The organism is Vibrio sp. R10-SF1-ISO8, from assembly GCF_059833805.1.
Map to the genome: position 1 here is coordinate 177,863 of NZ_JCBDHL010000015.1, position 15,457 is coordinate 193,319.

Sequence of the window (15,457 nt, forward strand, 5' to 3'; positions counted from 1 at the left end):
TGATTCAATTAAAAAAACAAGTTTTGTATAGGTAATTTCAGCGTGATTATTGTTAGATATTTGATCCGCGAGACACTCAAAAGCCAATTAGCGATATTTTTTATCCTGTTTTTAGTGTTCCTTAGCCAAAAATTGATCAAAGTTTTGGCCGATGCGTCGGATGGTGATATTCCCGCCAGCTTGGTCATGCACTATGTTGCTTTAAGCATGCCTTCAATGGGACTTTTGATGTTGCCGTTGAGTCTTTTCTTAGGGATCTTGCTCACTTTTGGCCGTTTATACGCAGAAAGTGAAATTACCGTGATGAATGCGACGGGGATTGGTAATAAGTTCTTGATCCGCGCAGCTTTATACTTAGCCGTTATTACCGGTGCGATTGCGGGTTTTAACTCTTTTGTTTTCGCCCCATATAGCCAAGACCAGCTGGTTAAGCTGCAAGAAGAAACGGCGGCAGAAAACAGTGTCGATTTGCTGAAGAAAGGCCACTTCCAAGGCACGCCAGATGGCTCTTCAGTGGTTTTCATTGATGATATTGATGGCAAGAAACTCAAGCACGTGTTTGTTGCCCAGATGCGTCCGCGTGACTCCATTCTTCCGAGCGTCTCTTTTTCTCAATCAGGAGAAGTGAAAGAGCTCAGTGACGGGCGACAAGTTATTCGTATGTACGATGGTGTCCGTTACGAGGGTGTTCCTACACGCGTTGATTACATGGTGACGGATTTCGATCAGTATGAAGGTCTGATTGGTCAGCGTGACGTTAAGCCTCAAGGTCGTGACTGGGAAGCGATTCCTACTCTTGAATTGATGAAGAATCCAGATCCTCGCGCACAAGCAGAAGTTCAATGGCGTATCTCATTGGTTGTTTGTATTCCACTACTGACTATGTTGGTTGTCCCTCTTTCTGCGGTTAACCCACGTCAGGGGCGCTTTGCTAAAATGGGACCGGCTATTTTAATCTATCTGGCTTACTTCTTGGCGATTAGTGCCACTAAGTCAGCGATTGAAGATGGTTCTATTCCTACTTTCGTTGGTATGTGGCCAATAAATGCTGCGCTACTCTTGACCGCGATTGGTATTAACTCGATGGACAGCATTCCTGTTCGCCGCTTCAAAGACAAATTAAGACAAAGAAAAAAGGCAGCGTAAGTCGTGTTTAAGATTCTCGATCTCTACATAGGTAGAACCATTATTGCCACTTCATCTTTGGTATTGGCAACCTTTGTCGGCCTTTCTGCGATCATCAAATATGTAGAGCAGTTGCGTAAAGTTGGTGAGGGGACATACGACCTTTTGCAAGCCTTGCTGTATGTTTTGCTCAGTATTCCACGTGATATTGAAATGTTCTTTCCAATGGCGGCATTGCTTGGTGCTCTGATTGGTCTTGGTATGTTGGCCTCAAGTTCTGAGCTAGTGGTTATGCAGGCGGCGGGTTTTTCGAAACTCGACATTGGCTTATCGGTGCTGAAAACCGCTGTGCCCCTGATGATAATGGTTACTTTGCTTGGTCAATGGGGTGCGCCTCAAGCGCAAAAAGCGGCGCGTGATTTGCGTGCCTTTGCCACTTCAGGTGGCGCGCTAATGTCAGTACGAACCGGGGTTTGGGCACGCGACGCCAATGACTTTATTTTTATCGGTAAGGTTGAGGACAGCAAAATTTATGGCATGAACATGTGGCGCTACGACGATGACAAGCGTTTGGAAAGCGTCGTTTATGCCGCGGAAGTAGAGTATGTATCAGATAACACTTGGACGATGAAAGACGTTCAGCTAACCGAAATGGTGGACGAGGTAGAAATCTCCAAGCAAAGTCTCGCTGAGTATAGCTGGACGACTTCTCTGGCACCGGACAAGCTAGCGGTAGTAACGGTCAAACCAGAAGAGTTATCTCTAGGTGGTCTGTATGATTATGTCACTTATTTGAAAGCGTCTGAGCAAGATCCATCGCGTTATGAATTGGCCTTCTGGCGTAAAGTGACTCAGCCATTTTCCATTGCGGTGATGATGTTGATGGCTCTGTCATTTATCTTTGGCCCTTTGCGCAGTGTGACAATGGGTGCGCGTATTCTATCGGGTGTGATTGCCGGATTTACTTTCTATATATCGAGTGAATTCTTTGGCCCGCTCAGTTTGGTTTATAACATCCCGCCAGTATTTGGCGCGGTGATGCCAAGTATTGTGTTCTTAACGGTCGCTTTGTTGCTACTGCGTAGGAAGCTCTAAGCTAAGTGTTTTCGTAATAAAGAAACGGCAGCCAATCCAATTGGCTGCCGTTTTTGTTTTCTATGGTATTAGGTCAACAGACCTTAGTTATCACATCAACTTTTTCAGTCGATAAAGTTCTTCTAATGCTTGCCTTGGCGTTAAGTCATCAGGGTCAATCGCAGACAGTGCCTCTTCAACCTCACTTGGCTCTGGAATCAGGCTAAGTTGGTTGGCGATATCTACTGCGCTTGAACGGGGTGCTCCTTCACCTTCTTGGCCTAACTGTTCTAGCTGTGTCAGCTTAGCTCGCGCGTTTTTAATCACACTCTTAGGTACACCAGCCAAGCCCGCTACCGCTAGACCATAAGACTTACTTGCAGCCCCTTCTTGGACCGCGTGCATAAAGGCAATACTGTCGCCATGTTCCACTGCATCTAGGTGGACATTAGCTAAGTGTGGGATCTGATTTGGCAGCTCAGTTAACTCGAAATAATGAGTCGCAAACAGGGTCATTGAGCCTAGCTCTTTAGCTAGCCACTCGGCACTAGCCCAAGCAAGAGACAGCCCGTCATAGGTACTGGTACCGCGACCGATTTCATCCATCAAAACTAAACTATTGGCTGTGGCGTTGTGGAGGATATTTGCTGTCTCCGTCATCTCAACCATAAAGGTCGAGCGACCAGAGGCCAGATCGTCAGAAGCGCCAATACGGGTAAAAATGCGATCAACAGAACCAATTTGAGCGGACTCTGCAGGTACATAAGAACCAATGTGGGCCATCAGCGCAATCAATGCGGTTTGGCGCATGTAAGTCGATTTACCACCCATATTCGGACCAGTAATAATCAACATTTTACGCTGTGGGTTTAGCTCAATAGGGTTGGCAATAAATGGGTCGTCCATTACTTGTTCAACCACTGGGTGACGGCCTGCTTGAATATGAATGCCCACTTCTTTAGTCAAAGTAGGACGACAGTAATCTAGGCTGTCTGCGCGCTCAGCTAAGTTTTGCAATACATCGATCTGCGACACCGCTGAAGCGACGTTTTGCATCTGTTCCAAATGTGGCAATAAGAGATCAAATAGCTCTTCCCAAAGCTGCTTCTCCAGAGCGAGTGCTTTCGACTTAGAGTTAAGCACTTTATCTTCATGCTCTTTGAGCTCTGGGATAATGTAACGCTCAGCATTTTTTAATGTCTGACGGCGGACATAATGCGGAGGAACTAAATGGCTTTGACCACGGCTGACTTGGATAAAGAAACCATGCACGTTGTTGTAGCCCACTTTTAGGCTATCGATACCGTGACGTTCGCGTTCATCCTGCTCCATTTGCTCAAGGTATTCTGTTGCCCCATCCGCTAGCTTACGCCATTCGTCGAGTTCAGCGTTATAGCCTTCAGCAATCACACCACCATCACGAATTACCACAGGTGGGTTATCTTTGATTGCGCGCTCTAGTAGCCCACATACTTCGTCCATTGGCGCAGCGTATTGAGCCAGTTTGGATAAGTATGGGTGAGCCAATGAACTCATCGACTCTGCTAGCTCAGGTAATTGCTGCATGGCAAAACGAAGGCGAGCCATATCACGAGGCCTTGCACTGCGTAGAGCTAAGCGAGCAAGAATACGTTCGATATCCCCGATTTGCTTTAGCACAGGGTGAAGGTCAGCAAATAGTGACACTTCTTTTAATTCAGAAATGGCATCTAAACGATGATTCAGCGTGTCGATGTCGCGCATCGGCTGATGTAGCCAACGTTTGAGCATACGGCTACCCATAGCTGTCGCAGTATGATCTAGCACCTCAGCTAAGGTGTTATCTGTGCCGCCAGCTAGATTGTGAGTAATTTCTAGGTTGCGTCGTGTCGCGGCATCCAAAATGACAGAGTGATCTTGTCTGTCAAAGGTCAACGAGCGAATGTGTGGTAGTGCCGTGCGCTGAGTATCTTTGACATATTGAATCAAACAACCTGCTGCGCAGAGTCCGAGCTTCGCGTGCTCCACTCCGAAGCCCACTAAGTCACGTGTACCAAATTGCTGGTTTAACTGCTGCTTAGCGGTATCAAGTTCAAACTCCCAAACAGGGCGACGACGATTACCGTTGCGCGAAGACATCAGGTGAACAGGTTCAAAATCTTCCGGGAAAAGCAGTTCACGTGGCGAAGTGCGTTGCAACTCTGCCGCCATCGCTTCTTCGCTTTCAGGTTCCATTAATTGGAATCGACCTGACGTGACATCCAAAGTCGCATAGCCGAATTTGCCATCGTGGTAATAGATGGCAGCAATCAGGTTATCTAGTCGTTCCGAGAGCAGTGCCTCGTCGGTGACGGTACCCGGTGTAACAATGCGAACAACAGCGCGCTCAACTGGCCCTTTACTGGTTGCAGGATCGCCAATCTGTTCACAAATAGCGACAGACTCACCAAGTTGAACCAGTTTTGCCAGATAGCCTTCCACGGCATGAAATGGCACACCCGCCATTGGTATAGGTTCGCCGGCAGAAGCGCCTCTCTTAGTCAGAGAAATATCGAGCAATTGAGATGCTCGCTTCGCATCATCGTAGAAAAGCTCATAGAAATCTCCCATCCGATAAAACAGCAAGATATCTGGGTTCTCAGCTTTGAGCTTGAGATATTGCTGCATCATAGGCGTGTGTTTTTGCTTTTCTTTTTCAGGTAACGCTTTCACGGTATAGATCTTTTGTTTATTCCTATTGCGGCTTAGGATACGTGAATAGCCTAAGAGCGAAAAGGTGTAATAAAGGGTTTTAGATATGGAATCACAGCAAAATCTCTCTCAACAGTTAGGTGAGCTGCTAAATCATCATAAATTAGTCATGACCACTGCCGAGTCTTGCACTGGTGGCGGTGTTTCAGCGGCAGTTACCGATATTGCTGGCAGCTCAGCTTGGTTTGATCGTGCGTTTATCACCTATAGCAATGAAGCCAAGATGGAGATGCTCGGGGTGTCAGCGGCGACACTCGAACAGTTTGGTGCGGTGAGTGAGCAAACTGTGGTGGAGATGGTTAAGGGGGCGATACAGAACTCAAAAGCCAATATTGGCGTTTCAATCAGCGGTATCGCGGGCCCAGAAGGTGGCACTGAGCTAAAACCGGTAGGAACCGTTTGTTTTGCTTGGGCTGACTCTAGAAATTGGAAAAAAGTAGAAACAGTGTGCTTCTCAGGCGACCGTGCGCAAGTTCGCCTACAGGCTGTCGAACACGCGCTAAAAGTACTGTACGTGGAACTATCGGCAAGAAATAAATGAGCTACCCTGTAATTTAAATGCTTTTAAAATTAGGTGGATATCACCAAAAGCTAAAAAAAAACCATACAGGTATAGACACTGTATGAATCAACAGTATAATGGCTTGCATTGATTGTTCAGTCACTGAGCTGAACGGAAGAATTAGATTGATAATCATCAGCACGAAATAGATGAATCATTTGGAGAAAGTGATGGACGAGAACAAACAGAAAGCGCTCGCCGCTGCGCTAGGTCAGATTGAAAAGCAATTCGGTAAAGGTTCAATCATGCGCCTTGGTGACAACCGCGCAATGGACGTAGAAACTATCTCTACAGGTTCACTTTCTTTGGATATCGCTTTAGGTGCTGGTGGTCTACCTATGGGTCGTATCGTAGAAATCTACGGTCCAGAATCTTCAGGTAAAACGACGCTAACACTTGAGTGTATTGCAGCCGCGCAAAAGCAAGGTAAAACTTGTGCCTTTATCGATGCTGAGCACGCTCTTGATCCAGTTTATGCTAAGAAGCTAGGTGTTGATATTGACGCGCTATTGGTTTCTCAGCCAGATACAGGTGAACAAGCTCTAGAAATCTGTGACGCGCTAGCACGTTCAGGCGCTATCGACGTAATGGTTGTTGACTCAGTTGCAGCATTAACTCCTAAAGCTGAAATCGAAGGTGAAATGGGCGACAGCCACATGGGTCTTCAAGCGCGTATGCTTTCTCAAGCAATGCGTAAGCTAACAGGTAACCTGAAGCAGTCTAACTGTATGTGTATCTTCATTAACCAAATTCGTATGAAGATTGGTGTCATGTTTGGCAACCCAGAAACGACCACAGGTGGTAACGCGCTTAAGTTCTACGCATCTGTTCGTCTTGATATTCGTCGTACTGGTTCTATCAAAGAAGGCGACGAAGTGGTTGGTAACGAAACTCGCATCAAAGTTGTTAAGAACAAGATTGCGGCACCATTTAAGCAAGCTGAAACGCAAATCCTATACGGCGCAGGCTTTAACCGTGAAGGTGAGCTAATCGACCTAGGCGTTAAGCACAAGCTAGTTGAAAAAGCGGGTGCTTGGTACAGCTACAATGGTGATAAGATCGGTCAAGGTAAAGCGAACGCTGGTAAGTTCCTACGCGAGAACCCGCAAGCTGCACAAGCGATCGATGCTAAGCTACGTGAAATGCTACTGTCACCAGCTGAAGTTCAGCCAGATGATGCTGAGCTAGGTGAGATGCCAGAGCAAGAGTTATAAGCTAGCTCACTACTCATTGTTTAAGCCCTGCCTATGTGCGGGGCTTTGTTGTATTTAGAATTTAGAAATTTATTTCAGATGTTTCAAAGAAAGCCACCGACATTATCGAGCAAAGAAGCCGCTATTCAATTGCTAAGTCGCCGAGATCATGGTGAATACGAGCTATACCAGAAATTGAGCCTGAAAGGTTATGAACAAGACGCTATTCAAGAGGCCGTGAACTTTTGTATCGATCATAACTACCTGGATGATCTGCGATATGCCAAAAGCCAAATTCGCCAACATGTCTACAAAGGCCATGGAGAGAGGCGCATCCGACAAGAATTGCAGCAGAAAAGAGTCGCGGACTCAGTGGTCGATAAAGCAATGGAAGAAGAGCCGCAAGATTGGTTCGAGTTAGCAAAACAAGCCGCAGAGAAGAAATTTAAAGGGATTAAAGCGAAAGACCAAAAAGAGTACGCCAAACAGGTGCGTTTTCTTCAATATCGTGGCTATAGCTTTGAACAAATTAGTTATGCGCTTAGCGCTAATGATGAGGACTGAAGTCAAATAACTCATCAATTTAAAGATTTGCGATGAATTAACACATCAATCTGCTCTTTTCTGCGAGAAAACTAGTCGTAGCGTTAACCATGATCTACAATAGCGCAAAATTCTAACTCGACTATTTTCAGGAAGAGCTGCATGTACATGAGCACTGATGAGGTTCGTAACGCGTTCCTTAAGTTCTTTGAAAGCAAAGGACACCAAATCGTAGACAGTTCATCGTTGGTTCCGCATAACGATCCAACCCTGCTATTTACAAACGCAGGTATGAACCAATTTAAAGATTGCTTCTTAGGCGCCGAAAAGCGTGCCTACACACGAGCAACTACGGCTCAGCGTTGTGTACGTGCGGGTGGTAAACACAACGACTTAGAGAACGTTGGTTTCACAGCTCGTCACCACACTTTCTTCGAAATGCTCGGTAACTTCAGCTTTGGTGATTACTTCAAAGAAGACGCAATCGCGTTTGCTTGGGAGTTCCTGACTAAGACTCTTGGTCTACCAGAAGAAAAGTTACTGGTTACGGTATACGAAACAGATGACGAAGCATTCGAGATCTGGAACAAGAAAGTAGGCGTGCCTGCTGACAAGATCGTTCGCATAGGCGACAAAGAAGGTGGCAAGAAGTTCGAGTCTGACAACTTCTGGACGATGGGCGATACAGGTCCTTGTGGTCCATGTACAGAAATCTTCTACGATCACGGTGAGCATATCTGGGGCGGTCGTCCTGGTACTCCAGAAGAAGACGGTGACCGTTTCATCGAGATCTGGAACAACGTATTCATGCAGTTTAACCGTCATGCAGATGGCACGATGGAGCCACTACCTAAGCCTGCTGTTGATACAGGTATGGGTATTGAGCGTATTTCTGCAATCATGCAAGGCGTTCACTCAAACTACGAAATTGATGTATTTCAAAAGCTGATCAAAGCGACAGCTGAGGTTGTAGGTCACGATGATCTGTCAAACCAGTCTCTACGCGTTATTGCTGACCACATCCGTTCTTGTTCATTCCTAATCGCTGATGGCGTTATGCCTTCAAACGAAGGTCGTGGTTACGTCCTACGCCGTATTATTCGTCGTGCCGTTCGTCACGGTAACAAGTTGGGTGCGCAAGGCGTATTTTTCCACAAACTTGTTGGTGTACTTGCTGAAGTGATGGGCAGCGCTGCAGAAGAACTTAAGAAACAGCAAGAGCTTGTTGAGAAAGTACTTCGCATCGAGGAAGAGAACTTTGGTCGCACACTAGAGCGCGGCATGGTTATTCTTAATGAAGCGCTTGATGCACTTGAAGGCAAAGAGCTAGACGGTGAAACAGTCTTCAAACTTTACGACACTTACGGTTTCCCTGCTGACTTAACTAACGATGTGGCTCGTGAGCGTGACTTTACAATTGACGAAGCTGGCTTTGAGAAAGCGATGGAAGAGCAGCGCCAACGTGCTCGCGAAGCAGGCCAGTTTGGTACTGACTACAACGCAACGATCAAAACGGAAGCTGAGTCTGAGTTCTGTGGCTACACAGGTACCGAAGGTAAGAGTAATGTTGCTGAAATTTTCGTTGATGGTGAAGTAGTAGAGGCTCTATCGGCAGGCGACAAAGCGATCATCATCCTTGGTGAAACGCCATTCTATGCTGAGTCTGGCGGTCAATGTGGTGACGCTGGTGTTCTGAAGACTGAATCTGGTCTGTTTAAAGTAGAAGATACTCAGAAGTTAGGTAACGCAATTGCGCACCACGGTGTTCTTGCGGAAGGCGTTCTAGCGAAGGGTGATGAAGTACAAGCGACCGTTGATGCTGAGCGTCGTGCATCGATTTCTCTTAACCACTCTGCGACTCACTTATTACACGCAGCGCTACGTTCAGTACTTGGTGAACACGTTACGCAGAAAGGCTCGCTTGTTAAACCTGAAAACCTACGTTTTGACTTCTCACACCTAGAAGCGGTAACGCCAGCAGAGCTAAAAGAAGTTGAGCGTCTAGTGAATGCTCAAGTTCGTCGTAACCACGTTATTGAAACTAACGTAATGGACATCGAATCAGCGAAGCAGAAAGGTGCAATGGCACTATTCGGCGAAAAGTATGATGATGAGGTTCGCGTTCTCTCAATGGGTGAGTTCTCTACCGAGCTTTGTGGTGGTATCCACGCATCAAACACGGGTGATATTGGCCTATTCAAGATCACTTCTGAAGGTGGTATTGCAGCAGGTATCCGTCGTATCGAAGCTGTAACAGGTGAAGCGGCACTAGATGCAATCGAAGCTCAACAAGCGAAGTTCGAAGAGAAGCTTGCAGAATCAGCGTCGAAAGCAAAATCGCTAGAGAAAGAAATTCAGAAGCTAAAAGACAAGATGGCGGCAGCTGAAAGCGCCAACATCATGGCGAAAGCTCAAGAGATCAATGGCGTTAAAGTACTTATCGCAGGTATGGAAGGGGCGGATCCTAAGAACCTTCGTACTATGGTCGACAATGCTAAGAACCAAATGGGCAGCGGCGTTGTAATGATTGCCAATGTTAACGGTGACAAGATTGGCTTAATCGCGGGTGTGACTAAGGATCTTATCGGCAAAGTAAAAGCCGGTGACCTAGTGAAGATGGTTGCTGAGCAAGTTGGCGGTAAGGGTGGCGGTCGTCCTGATATGGCTCAAGCGGGTGGTACTGACGTTGCTGTTCTACCTGAAGCAATGAAGACAGTTCAGCCATGGCTAGAAGAACGTCTTTAATTAAAAATTAAACGATTCTTACGCTCAATCAGTTATTTGATTGAGCGTAATTTTTTTCTGACAACCAAGTGCTTTAATTGATGCTCACAATGAACATCAAGTAAGTCACTTGGTTTTTATTATAACTACTGCAAGCAATATTCAACATATTGAATGTGGTTCGAATGAGACTTTGGTCTTGGGAAGGTGAAGACTGGTGAAAAAGCCCCTTATCGTGCAAAAGTTTGGCGGAACTTCTGTGGGTTCAATAGAAAGAATCCATAAGGTTGCTGAACACATCATAAAGGCGAAAAATGATGGTAATCAAGTTGTCGTAGTCGTGTCGGCAATGTCTGGTGAAACAAACAGATTGATGGACTTGGCTAAACAGGTAGACAGAGTGCCTACCGCCAGAGAACTTGATGTTTTGCTCTCTGCTGGTGAACAGGTGTCGATGGCACTGCTTGCAATGGCTCTAAATAAACTAGGCTATGCAGCACGTTCACTTACCGGAGCACAGGCGTGTATTGTGACTGACAATCAGCATAATGACGCAACGATTAAACAAATTGATACGACCGCGATAACTCAACTCCTTGAACAGGATCAAGTTGTAATCGTCGCCGGTTTTCAAGGTGTGAATGATAACGGGGATATCACAACTCTTGGTCGAGGTGGCTCAGATACCAGTGCGGTAACACTTGCTGGAGCGCTTGAAGCGGATGAGTGCCAGATTTTTACTGATGTTGACGGTATTTATACTTGCGATCCGCGCGTGGTCGCCAATGCACAAAAATTAGATGTCATCGATTTCCCTTCGATGGAAGAGATGGCTCGTAAAGGGGCTAAAGTGTTGCACTTGCCTTCAGTCCAGTATGCATGGAAACACAATGTACCTTTGCGGGTATTATCTACATTCGATGTAAATGCTGGCAGTTTGGTCAAAGGTGAGGAGTGCCAGTCTGCAGTGTGTGGCGTTGCCATTCAACGCGATATGTGTTTGATCAGAATTGAAAAAGATGCCTTAGCCAGTCTGAGAAAACAGTGTCAGATGCTGGGCGTCACAATTTGGAATGTGATCGAGCATGCAGAATGGATAGGTGTAGTGATAAAACACGACGCTTATGCAAAACTGGAACTGGTTTTCGGTGACAAAATCCGTAATAGTGAGTTAGTAAGCTTGCTAACAGCAGTTGGTCTACATGTCGAAGGACTGGTTGAAAGATCTTACGCGTTGTTGACGGAGCAGGGTATTGAGGTTGAGCACTACGCAGTCAATCCACAATCTTTGATGCTTGTCCTGTTACCAGAATGTGTCGACAAAGCGGCTAACATACTGCATGATGCTTACATAACTTCTGCGGAGGCAGTCGACTGCCGACAAAAACATGCCTTTTTAGGCTAGATTCGAGCCACAATAGAGTTTACGAAAATATAACTTTTGTTGGATAATAGCCGCGTAGCAAGATAAATCAGAGATTACTCAAGGAGCACAGAATGCTAATTTTAACTCGCCGCGTTGGCGAAACTCTCATGATCGGTGATGAAGTAACAGTAACTGTACTAGGTGTTAAAGGTAACCAAGTACGTATCGGCGTAAATGCACCGAAAGAAGTGTCTGTTCACCGTGAAGAAATCTACATGCGCATTCAGGCAGAAAAAGGTAATGGTAACGTTGCATCAGGCAACTACTAATTACACGAAGAGGCTGACATTTTGTCAGCCTTTTTTGTGCGACAAAGGCAACTAAACATAGGAAAAAGAGCGAATTAACATCGCTTTGATTAAATAGCCAACGGTTGAATGACTTTTTGCTATTTTTGCCAAGAAAATGTTTGACATATTTTTGGTAAATCGTAATATGTGCCTCCGCAAGACGGTGAGGTGGCCGAGAGGCTGAAGGCGCTCCCCTGCTAAGGGAGTATACGGTTTGTAGCCGTATCGAGGGTTCGAATCCCTCCCTCACCGCCATTCTTGCATCTTCCTCGGAAGAATTGTTCTTCGGAACAGCTTTAAAACAACTTTCTTTCGCAAGAAAGCATAGCGCGTCCTTAGCTCAGCTGGATAGAGTACCTGGCTACGAACCAGGCGGTCGGAGGTTCGAATCCTCCAGGACGCGCCATAATTTCCTTACCAGGGAATAAAACGGTGAGGTGGCCGAGAGGCTGAAGGCGCTCCCCTGCTAAGGGAGTATACGGTTTGTAGCCGTATCGAGGGTTCGAATCCCTCCCTCACCGCCATTAATTGGCTTATGGCCAATTTTTTTGTTTTAAAGCCCTGTTGTTTCAAAGAACTAGTGTGATATACTTCACATCTCTTGTTTTAGAGAACATTGCGCGTCCTTAGCTCAGCTGGATAGAGTACCTGGCTACGAACCAGGCGGTCGGAGGTTCGAATCCTCCAGGACGCGCCACTCTTTAGGGTTTCTTTTTATCAAAGCAATCCTGATATTGACCTAGAGTCGATATCAAAACTGCGCGTCCTTAGCTCAGCTGGATAGAGTACCTGGCTACGAACCAGGCGGTCGGAGGTTCGAATCCTCCAGGACGCGCCACTCTTTAGGGTTTCTTTTTATCAAAGCAATCCTGATATTGACCTAGAGTCGATATCAAAACTGCGCGTCCTTAGCTCAGCTGGATAGAGTACCTGGCTACGAACCAGGCGGTCGGAGGTTCGAATCCTCCAGGACGCGCCACTCTTTAGGGTTTCTTTTTACCAAAGCAATCCTGATATTGATCTAGAGTCGATATCAAAACTGCGCGTCCTTAGCTCAGCTGGATAGAGTACCTGGCTACGAACCAGGCGGTCGGAGGTTCGAATCCTCCAGGACGCGCCACTCTTTAGGGTTTCTTTTTATCAAAGTCATCCTGATATTGATCTAGAGTCGATATCAAAACCGTGCGTCCTTAGCTCAGCTGGATAGAGTACCTGGCTACGAACCAGGCGGTCGGAGGTTCGAATCCTCCAGGACGCGCCACTTATTTTAAAGCCCTGCTAGAAATAGCAGGGCTTTTTTATTAACACTCTAGCAACATTATTGAAACAATGAGTTTACAAGCTATTGTTTCTTAGACTCTTTTCCTGTTTCTTTTAAGCCTATCGCAGTAATGCACCATGTTTTGGCATAACGTCATAAAACACGCAGTTATTTATGCTTATATGAAGATGTATTGCAGATTTATGTGATTTGTGTGACGAATAATTCCCTAGATTTGTGCAATATCCTCAATAGCACCTTAAACAAAATTGACAAAGTTTAACCAATCGAGATAATCCTAGACCTCTTGTCAGGATTTTACTGCATGTTCTGGCAACAAGAGTGCTAGCAAGATGCTGGCTAAATTTAGCGTTGAGCGATGATAAAACACGATGTTTTTAGCGATATACCTAATGCTGTTGTCAGGATGACAAAGAAAGGATGCAAAAATGGATAATATTGGAAGCCTGCTAGTAGATGCTGCAACCCTGATGCTTACAGGGATGGCTGTAGTATTTATATTCCTCACTATTCTCGTCTATCTCGTTCGGTTGATGTCAAAACTGGTACCACAAGAAGTACCTGAGCCGATCGCGACCCCTATTCAAAATAACAAAGTTCAATCACCATCTTCTGCTGTTAGCCCGAAGGTAGTTGCGGCAATCTCCGCAGCGGTACATCAGTATCGTACCTCTACCGCTAAGTAGCATTTGACAGGATTAAAAGGAGTTAATGAGCATGTCTAAACCACTAGCTTTAACGGACGTGGTCCTTCGTGACGCCCATCAATCGCTGTTTGCGACTCGTATGCGTCTAGAGGATATGTTACCTATCGCAGAGGAACTGGATAAAGTCGGTTACTGGTCTCTAGAAACATGGGGCGGTGCGACGTTTGATGCCTGTATTCGATTCTTAGGGGAAGATCCTTGGGAGCGTTTGCGTGCATTGAAAAAAGCGATGCCAAATACACCAATGCAAATGCTGCTGCGCGGCCAGAACTTACTGGGTTACCGCCACTACGCAGATGATGTGGTCGAAAAATTTGTTGAACGCGCCCATGCCAATGGTATGGATGTCTTCCGTATCTTCGATGCGATGAACGACGTGCGCAACTTTGAGAAGGCAGTAAAAGCAGCGGTCAATGTCGGCGCGCATGCTCAAGGTACGCTTTCTTATACTACTAGCCCAGTACACAATACAGATACTTGGGTGGATCTTGCTAAACGTCTTGAAGACCTTGGCTGTCACTCATTGTGTATCAAAGATATGTCTGGGTTGCTTAAGCCATATGAAGCGGAAGAGTTAATTACTCGCATCAAATCTTCTACTGATATTCCTTTAGCGCTTCACTGTCATGCAACAACGGGTCTATCAACAGCGACTGCTGTAAAAGCGGTAGAAGCTGGAGTAGATATCCTTGATACCGCTATCTCATCAATGAGCTGTACTTATGGTCATACACCAACAGAGACAGTGGTCGCTATGCTGCAAGGCACCGAGCGTGACACCAACCTTAAACTAGATCAAATTGAGCCGATTGCCGCTTACTTCCGTGATGTTCGTAAGAAGTATGCCAAGTTTGAAGGTCAACTTAAGGGTGTTGACTCTCGTATCCTGATTGCTCAAGTGCCAGGAGGCATGTTGACCAATATGGAAGGTCAGCTCAAAGAGCAGGGCGCAGCTGATAAGCTCGATGAAGTTCTCGAAGAGATCCCACGCGTACGTCAGGATCTTGGCTACATTCCGCTCGTGACTCCAACCTCTCAAATCGTCGGTACCCAAGCGGTAATCAACGTATTGACTGGAGAACGCTATAAGAGCATTACCAAAGAAACGGCGGGTTTGCTGAAAGGTGAGTACGGTGCAGCGCCAGCAGAAGTGAATGCAGAGCTGCAAGCCAAAGTACTGGAAGGCGCGGAGCCGATTACTTGTCGTCCGGCTGACTTGCTTGAGTCAGAGATGAACTCGCTGACTGAAGAACTGCTGACTAAAGCGAAACAAGATGGCATTTCTCTCGCAGAAGATACGGTTGATGACGTGCTGACCTACGCGCTATTCCCACAAGTAGGTCTGAAGTTCCTTAAGAACCGCCGTAACCCAGAAGCCTTTGAGCCAGCACCATGGCTAGAAGAAGCGCCTGCTGCTCCTCAAGCTCAGCCTGCTCAAGGTGGCATCGAAACTTACAGCGTTAAAGTTGATGGTCAGGTCTACGATGTTGAAGTTGGCCCACAAGGTCAGTTAACCTCAGTTGCTCCTTCAGCTGCAGCTCCGCAACAAGCGGCAGCGCCTGCAGCTGCACCAACGGGTAATTCGGAAACGGTTCCAGCTCCTCTTGCCGGTAACATCTTTAAGGTCCATGTCCAAAGTGGTGCGCAAGTGGCTGAAGGTGACGTGTTACTGATCCTTGAAGCGATGAAGATGGAAACGGAAGTGCGCGCAGCGCGTGGTGGTATCATTCAAGATCTTCACGTCAAAGAGGGTGACTCTGTGACAGTTGGCGCTCCGCTACTGAGCTTAGCGTAAGGGAGT

General features: G+C 46.3%; 11 protein-coding genes and 8 tRNA genes. 18 read left to right on the forward strand and 1 reads right to left on the reverse strand.

What is annotated here, in order from left to right; all coding sequences use genetic code 11:
- The first annotated feature begins 42 nt into the window (after positions 1-42).
- Both lptF and lptG read left to right on the forward strand, forming a co-directional pair.
- Positions 43-1,146 (forward strand): LPS export ABC transporter permease LptF, encoded by a 1,104-nt coding sequence (gene lptF / locus AC6R00_RS11760; protein WP_004747275.1) that lies wholly within the window; start codon positions 43-45, stop codon positions 1,144-1,146.
- Between the two features lie 3 nt (positions 1,147-1,149).
- Positions 1,150-2,220, forward strand: coding sequence for an LPS export ABC transporter permease LptG (gene lptG / locus AC6R00_RS11765; protein WP_500640525.1), 1,071 nt, complete (start codon positions 1,150-1,152; stop codon positions 2,218-2,220).
- Between the two features lie 90 nt (positions 2,221-2,310).
- Here lptG and mutS read toward each other — a convergent pair whose 3' ends face one another.
- Complete coding sequence (gene mutS, locus AC6R00_RS11770; protein ID WP_500640541.1) at positions 2,311-4,848, reverse strand: DNA mismatch repair protein MutS; 2,538 nt, start codon at positions 4,846-4,848, stop codon at positions 2,311-2,313.
- Positions 4,849-4,975: 127 nt separating this feature from the next.
- Between mutS and pncC the strand changes: the two genes are divergently transcribed.
- From pncC to oadA, 16 genes are all read left to right on the forward strand, one after another.
- Positions 4,976-5,470 carry a nicotinamide-nucleotide amidase gene (gene pncC, locus AC6R00_RS11775; protein ID WP_500640526.1) on the forward strand — a complete coding sequence of 165 codons (495 nt, stop codon included), beginning with the start codon at positions 4,976-4,978 and terminating at the stop codon, positions 5,468-5,470.
- A gap of 191 nt (positions 5,471-5,661) precedes the next feature.
- Entirely contained in the window at positions 5,662-6,705 is a 1,044-nt protein-coding gene (gene recA / locus AC6R00_RS11780) for a recombinase RecA (RefSeq protein WP_004747283.1), read from the forward strand.
- 78 nt (positions 6,706-6,783) lie between these two features.
- Positions 6,784-7,248: a recombination regulator RecX gene (gene recX / locus AC6R00_RS11785; protein ID WP_239827095.1), complete on the forward strand. Its 465-nt coding sequence runs from the start codon at positions 6,784-6,786 to the stop codon at positions 7,246-7,248.
- A 141-nt stretch (positions 7,249-7,389) separates the two neighbouring features.
- The gene (gene alaS, locus AC6R00_RS11790; protein ID WP_239827096.1) at positions 7,390-9,972 is read left to right on the forward strand and encodes an alanine--tRNA ligase; all 2,583 of its coding nucleotides are present in this window, start codon (positions 7,390-7,392) and stop codon (positions 9,970-9,972) included.
- Between the two features lie 196 nt (positions 9,973-10,168).
- Positions 10,169-11,356: an aspartate kinase gene (locus tag AC6R00_RS11795; protein WP_500640527.1), complete on the forward strand. Its 1,188-nt coding sequence runs from the start codon at positions 10,169-10,171 to the stop codon at positions 11,354-11,356.
- A 92-nt stretch (positions 11,357-11,448) separates the two neighbouring features.
- The gene (gene csrA / locus AC6R00_RS11800) at positions 11,449-11,646 is read left to right on the forward strand and encodes a carbon storage regulator CsrA (protein WP_004415691.1); all 198 of its coding nucleotides are present in this window, start codon (positions 11,449-11,451) and stop codon (positions 11,644-11,646) included.
- A gap of 183 nt (positions 11,647-11,829) precedes the next feature.
- Positions 11,830-11,922: transfer RNA gene (locus AC6R00_RS11805), tRNA-Ser, on the forward strand.
- 74 nt (positions 11,923-11,996) lie between these two features.
- Positions 11,997-12,073: transfer RNA gene (locus AC6R00_RS11810), tRNA-Arg, on the forward strand.
- Positions 12,074-12,098: 25 nt separating this feature from the next.
- A tRNA-Ser gene (locus tag AC6R00_RS11815) sits at positions 12,099-12,191 on the forward strand.
- Between the two features lie 96 nt (positions 12,192-12,287).
- Positions 12,288-12,364: transfer RNA gene (locus tag AC6R00_RS11820), tRNA-Arg, on the forward strand.
- Positions 12,365-12,428: 64 nt separating this feature from the next.
- Positions 12,429-12,505: transfer RNA gene (locus tag AC6R00_RS11825), tRNA-Arg, on the forward strand.
- 64 nt (positions 12,506-12,569) lie between these two features.
- A tRNA-Arg gene (locus AC6R00_RS11830) sits at positions 12,570-12,646 on the forward strand.
- A gap of 64 nt (positions 12,647-12,710) precedes the next feature.
- Positions 12,711-12,787: transfer RNA gene (locus AC6R00_RS11835), tRNA-Arg, on the forward strand.
- Between the two features lie 64 nt (positions 12,788-12,851).
- Positions 12,852-12,928 (forward strand) — tRNA-Arg (locus AC6R00_RS11840).
- A 449-nt stretch (positions 12,929-13,377) separates the two neighbouring features.
- Positions 13,378-13,635, forward strand: coding sequence for an oxaloacetate decarboxylase subunit gamma (locus AC6R00_RS11845; RefSeq protein WP_004748148.1), 258 nt, complete (start codon positions 13,378-13,380; stop codon positions 13,633-13,635).
- 31 nt (positions 13,636-13,666) lie between these two features.
- Complete coding sequence (gene oadA / locus AC6R00_RS11850; protein WP_500640528.1) at positions 13,667-15,451, forward strand: sodium-extruding oxaloacetate decarboxylase subunit alpha; 1,785 nt, start codon at positions 13,667-13,669, stop codon at positions 15,449-15,451.
- Positions 15,452-15,457 lie beyond the last annotated feature (6 nt).